We start from the raw sequence: 4,332 nt of genomic DNA on the forward strand, positions 1-4,332 counted from the left end.
ACAGGCGGGGGCGGGCTCGTCGGGCGGGGCGGTCTCGTCGGTCGGAGGATCCTCGACCTCCGGGAGGGCACCGGCCATCGCCACCGCGCACCTTCCCGCCGGACAGGGGCGGTGGGGTCCGCGCCCGGCCGCGTTCCCCGGCTGCCGGTCATCCCGTGGGCGCGACGGGTTGACGCCGCCGGCCGCCGCCGAGGTGCCGGTTCCCGGGGTGCGGAAGGGCGTCGGCCGAGGAGCGAACACGTTTTCGTCGGGCACACCTGTTCCTCTCCGTGGCGAATCCACTACCAAGGGGGTTCAGAATGGCTTGAGGACAGAGCCCCTTCAACTAGTCATATGCGAAGGAAGGGAAGGTGCTCGGCGTGGTCAACCGCAAGGAGCTGAACCCCGACGCGAGCCCGCAAGCGGCGTACGGAGCCCGTATCCGGCGGTTTCGTGAGGAGCGGGGGTGGAGCCAGGAGGATCTGGCCGACCGCCTGTTGTATTCGAGTCAGCACGTCTCGGCCGTGGAAACCGGACGCAAACCGCCGACCCTTCATTTCTCGCGGGGCGTGGATCGCGCCTTCGGCACCCGGGAGTCCGACAACTCCTTCGAGCGCGAGTGGCGCAACATCCGGCACGGCAGCCTCCTGGAGGGCTTCCCGGAGTACGTGGGATACGAGGGGCGCGCGGTGGAGATCCGGCTCTTCGAGATCGGGATCATCCCCGGCCTGCTCCAGACACCGGAGTACGCCCGGGTGTTGGCGGACAGCGCCGTTCGGCGGGGCGCCGTCACGCCCGAGCAGGCGGAGGAGCGCGTCCAGTTCCTCGCGGATCGGCAGGCCGCGCTCACCCGGCCCCGACCACCCATGGTGTTCGTGACCATGGACGAGAGCTGCGTCCGGCGACCGGTCGGCGGCAGCGAGGTCATGGACGCCCAGCTGCGGTACCTCGCCGAGTTCGCCGAGCGGCCCAACACGGTGGTCCAGATCGCGCCGTACGGGATGGGCGAACGCCGCACGTTCAACCTGCCGGTCAACCTCTTGACGCTGCCGGATCGCTCGATGGTCTGCTACGCGGAGTCCCAGTTGCAGGGCCACCTGGAGCGGGACAGCACCTCCGTCCTGCCCATGCTGACGGCCTACCATCAACTTCAGGGTGAAGCGCTCTCGCAGGCGGCATCCGTGGCCATGATCGACCAGCTACGAAAGGGCATGACGTGACGACCGAATCCCCGTGCTGGTTCACCTCCTCCTACAGCGACAACGGCGGCAACTGCGTGGAGGTCGCGACGAACCTCGCCGGCTCGTCCGGCGTGGTGCCCGTCCGTGACTCCAAGAACCCGACCGGACCGGTGCTGAACGTCCCCACCGCCGCGTTCGCCGGGTTCGTGGCCGGCGTCAGGGCCGGAGGGGTGGAGCACGTCTGACCGCCCCGGCCTCCCCGCACCTCGACCGGGGGAACCGCCCCATCGCGCAACGAGCGTGATGGGGCTTCTTCCCGCCGTCGATCGGTCACATCCGCGTGGCGACCCTGCCCGTCACCACCACGGAGGGTTCCGGGGACGACAACTCCCTCCGCTGTCCCGTGCCCGGGCCGGAGCGGTCAGCAGTGCTCCTTGGCGTAGTTCTCCACGGCGGTGGTGGGGATCTTGTTCCGGCTGTCCGCGGGATCGTCGGCCCAGATGAGGTGCATGCGCTCCCAGCCCATTTCCTCCGCCAATATGGTGGCGGGTCCGTTGAGGACATAGGTCGTGCCGCCGACCTCGAGAAGAAGGGCCGTCCCGACCGAGACCTCTTCACAGGTGAGGTTGCCCGCGTCGACGGTGAACGGCCACTGACCGTCGGGAAAGTCCCGGGAGGAGACCGGCAGGGGCTCGTTCTCCGGCTCTTCCTCGGTACAGGCGGTGGTGGTGAGGGCGAGGAGCAGGGCGGCGGCGACGGCGGCGCCGGGGGTTGTTGTGCGCATGGCGGCGATGGTCCCGGGGCTGTCCTTCCCGGAAAACAGGTATCACCAAGTTGTGATCAGGATGAAAAGAGAACCGCGAAGGAATCATGTATGAGGTAGGCCACCCTTACCTGTGTAGGAGGCAACGGACTCGCGCTCAACGGATTCGCGCTTCGGCCCCCCGGATTCCTCCGGCAGCACTTCTCCGGGGCAGCCGAAAAGGTGCGGTGTGCCCCTGCGACCCCCGTCCGCACTCCACCGCCGGGTCACAAGTACGCCCGGTTCGGGGCCTGTTGGGCACGAAGGGCGCGAGGATGGCCGCCATGCGGTACATGCGTCACGCCAAGGGGGCCCTCACCGTCACCGCCGCCACGGCGGCCTGCCACGCCCTGATGTCCGCCGGCTACGCGCGTGCCCGCGACGCCTCGACCGGCGCAGGGGACGTCCTGTTCTCCGGAGCCCCGGAGTTCCTGCTCACCACCGCCGCCTCCCGGCTGCTCATGCCCATTCTGCTGTGGGCAGGCATGCGGCTGACCGGAGAGCGCGACACCACGGTGTTCGTGCTGGTCGGCGGGCTGATGTGGGCTGGGCTGTCCGGGTACTTCATCGACGCCGTCGACCGATCGGGCGGGCACATGCCCCTGCCCGCCCTCGCCGTCTTCGTCCTCCTCGTCACGGCCCTGGCCGGAATCGGCCGGACCCCCGGCTGACCACCCCCGGGCACCCGGCCCGGCACTCCCCCTCACTGTGCCCCGCCTCCGGAACCCCGCGGCCGGCGCCTCACCGTCGATCTCCCGGCCGGAACCATCCCCGCATGCGCGGGGAGCAGTGACCGCCCGCGAGGACGGCCGTGGTCGCGGAGGGACCATCCCCGCGCGCGCGGGGAGCAGGGGGGCGAACGAGGTGCAGGCCGGACAGGCGGAGGGACCATCCCCGCGTGCGCGGGGAGCAGATCTCGCGCTGGGCGTATCAGGCGCACCATCTGGGACCATCCCCGCGTGCGCGGGGAGCAGTAGTCGATGCCGATCAGGACGTCGAGGTCGTTGGGACCATCCCCGCGTGCGCGGGGAGCAGGTGAGCGAGGTGGTCGCGTTCGTGCTGCTGGTGGGACCATCCCCGCGTGCGCGGGGAGCAGCGTGCCCACCCCGCATGCAGAGGGGCCGCCCCGGGACCATCCCCGCGTGCGCGGGGAGCAGGGCGACGCGACGGGTACTCCCGTATCATCCGCGGGACCATCCCCGCGTGCGCGGGGAGCAGGGCATGAACCGGCCCGCGAGCCCTTCGGTCCAGGGACCATCCCCGCGTGCGCGGGGAGCAGCCGCCCGGGTGGGTGCTGTGGCCCCGGCACACGGGACCATCCCCGCGTGCGCGGGGAGCAGCGGCCTTTCGCCCCGTCTCCGGTTCTCTGCCAGGGACCATCCCCGCGTGCGCGGGGAGCAGAGGAACACGATCCTGAACGCGTAGAAATTCGAGGGACCATCCCCGCGTGCGCGGGGAGCAGGCGCCCCGCGACATCCACGGCGTCCGCGCCGGGGGACCATCCCCGCGTGCGCGGGGAGCAGATGCTGATCTACGAGTCCGACACCCGCCGGCAAGGACCATCCCCGCGTGCGCGGGGAGCAGCACACCGGGGACCGCGAGAAGGTGGCCGAGTGGGGACCATCCCCGCGTGCGCGGGGAGCAGCGCTGAAATCGCCGGTTACGCAAAAGCCGCCGGGGACCATCCCCGCGTGCGCGGGGAGCAGAGTAGCTGACCTGGGAGTTTACCGGCGGGGTGTGCCCGATTTTGCAAGAAGCAGGGAATCGGACATTTCGCCTCGCCCGGAACTCCGGATCAACCACATGGAAACCACCGTAGCCGGTCCGGCGGACAACGACCCGGCTCCTCGCACAGCCGGGTGACGGGGCGCCGTGGGCGGGGCGCCCACCGGTGTGCCGCCGGCACGCCGCATCCCGGTTCCCGAAGCCGTGGCCATCCAGGTCCCTCCCTGTCGAGAGGGCGGAGGAGTCTTCCGGGTCCGGCGGAGTCGATCCGAGATGACCGTTCCTCCCACCGGCACCCGCCTCCGACGCCCCGGTGCAAGCGCCGTGCTTGCACGGTGCGAGTTCGCACCGTCCACAAAACCTGCCAAAGGTCGTAAACAGCCCCGGGGAAGGCGAACGAGGACCGCCCGGCCCCGTGCGGGGTGGGGGGCCGGAGGGGGGTGTGCAAGCACGGTGCTTGCACACCCTTGTCTGTTCCCGATCGGTCGGGTCAGGCGGCGGTCGGGGCCCGGGTCATCGCCTCGCGGCAGGCCCGGCAGTGGGTCAGGCCGGCTTCGGGGCGCAGCAGCACGTCGTGGCAGCCCCGGCAGGGTTCCGGTTTCCCCCGGACCGGTGCGGGGGCGGGCGGCGCGAGCGGCACCGGGG

General features: G+C 71.0%; 4 protein-coding genes, 1 pseudogene and 1 CRISPR repeat array. Of the genes and pseudogenes, 3 read left to right on the forward strand and 2 right to left on the reverse strand.

Translation table 11 applies throughout. From position 1 onward, the window contains the following. A pseudogene (locus FOE67_RS29455) lies at nt 1–255 on the reverse strand (hypothetical protein); the annotation flags it as partial. A 104-nt stretch (nt 256–359) separates the two neighbouring features. Here FOE67_RS29455 and FOE67_RS18045 point away from each other — a divergent pair. Together FOE67_RS18045 and FOE67_RS18050 are read left to right on the forward strand one after the other, a co-directional pair. After that, on the forward strand, nt 360–1,199 hold the full coding sequence (locus tag FOE67_RS18045; protein WP_182665553.1) for a helix-turn-helix domain-containing protein: 840 nt from the start codon (nt 360–362) through the stop codon (nt 1,197–1,199). After that, nucleotides 1,196–1,405 carry a DUF397 domain-containing protein gene (locus FOE67_RS18050; RefSeq protein ID WP_182665547.1) on the forward strand — a complete coding sequence of 70 codons (210 nt, stop codon included), beginning with the start codon at nt 1,196–1,198 and terminating at the stop codon, nt 1,403–1,405. Before FOE67_RS18045 ends, FOE67_RS18050 begins: the two co-directional genes overlap by 4 nt. 176 nt (nt 1,406–1,581) lie before the next feature. Here the strand turns inward: FOE67_RS18050 and FOE67_RS18055 are convergent, their stop codons facing one another. Beyond that, nucleotides 1,582–1,944, reverse strand: a complete 363-nt coding sequence (locus tag FOE67_RS18055; RefSeq protein WP_182665549.1) for a DUF2511 domain-containing protein — start codon at nt 1,942–1,944, stop codon at nt 1,582–1,584. A 302-nt stretch (nt 1,945–2,246) separates the two neighbouring features. On the opposite strand from FOE67_RS18055, the gene FOE67_RS18060 reads away from it, so the two are divergent. After that, on the forward strand, nt 2,247–2,633 hold the full coding sequence (locus tag FOE67_RS18060) for a hypothetical protein (protein WP_182665551.1): 387 nt from the start codon (nt 2,247–2,249) through the stop codon (nt 2,631–2,633). Between the two features lie 90 nt (nt 2,634–2,723). Beyond that, a CRISPR array of direct repeats spans nt 2,724–3,668; the repeat unit is 29 nt; unit sequence GGGACCATCCCCGCGTGCGCGGGGAGCAG. The last annotated feature ends 664 nt before the right edge of the window (nt 3,669–4,332 follow it).

Origin of the sequence: Streptomyces calidiresistens (assembly GCF_014141525.1) — a bacterium.
In the GTDB taxonomy this organism is placed as follows: Bacteria; Actinomycetota; Actinomycetes; order Streptomycetales; family Streptomycetaceae; genus Streptomyces; species Streptomyces calidiresistens.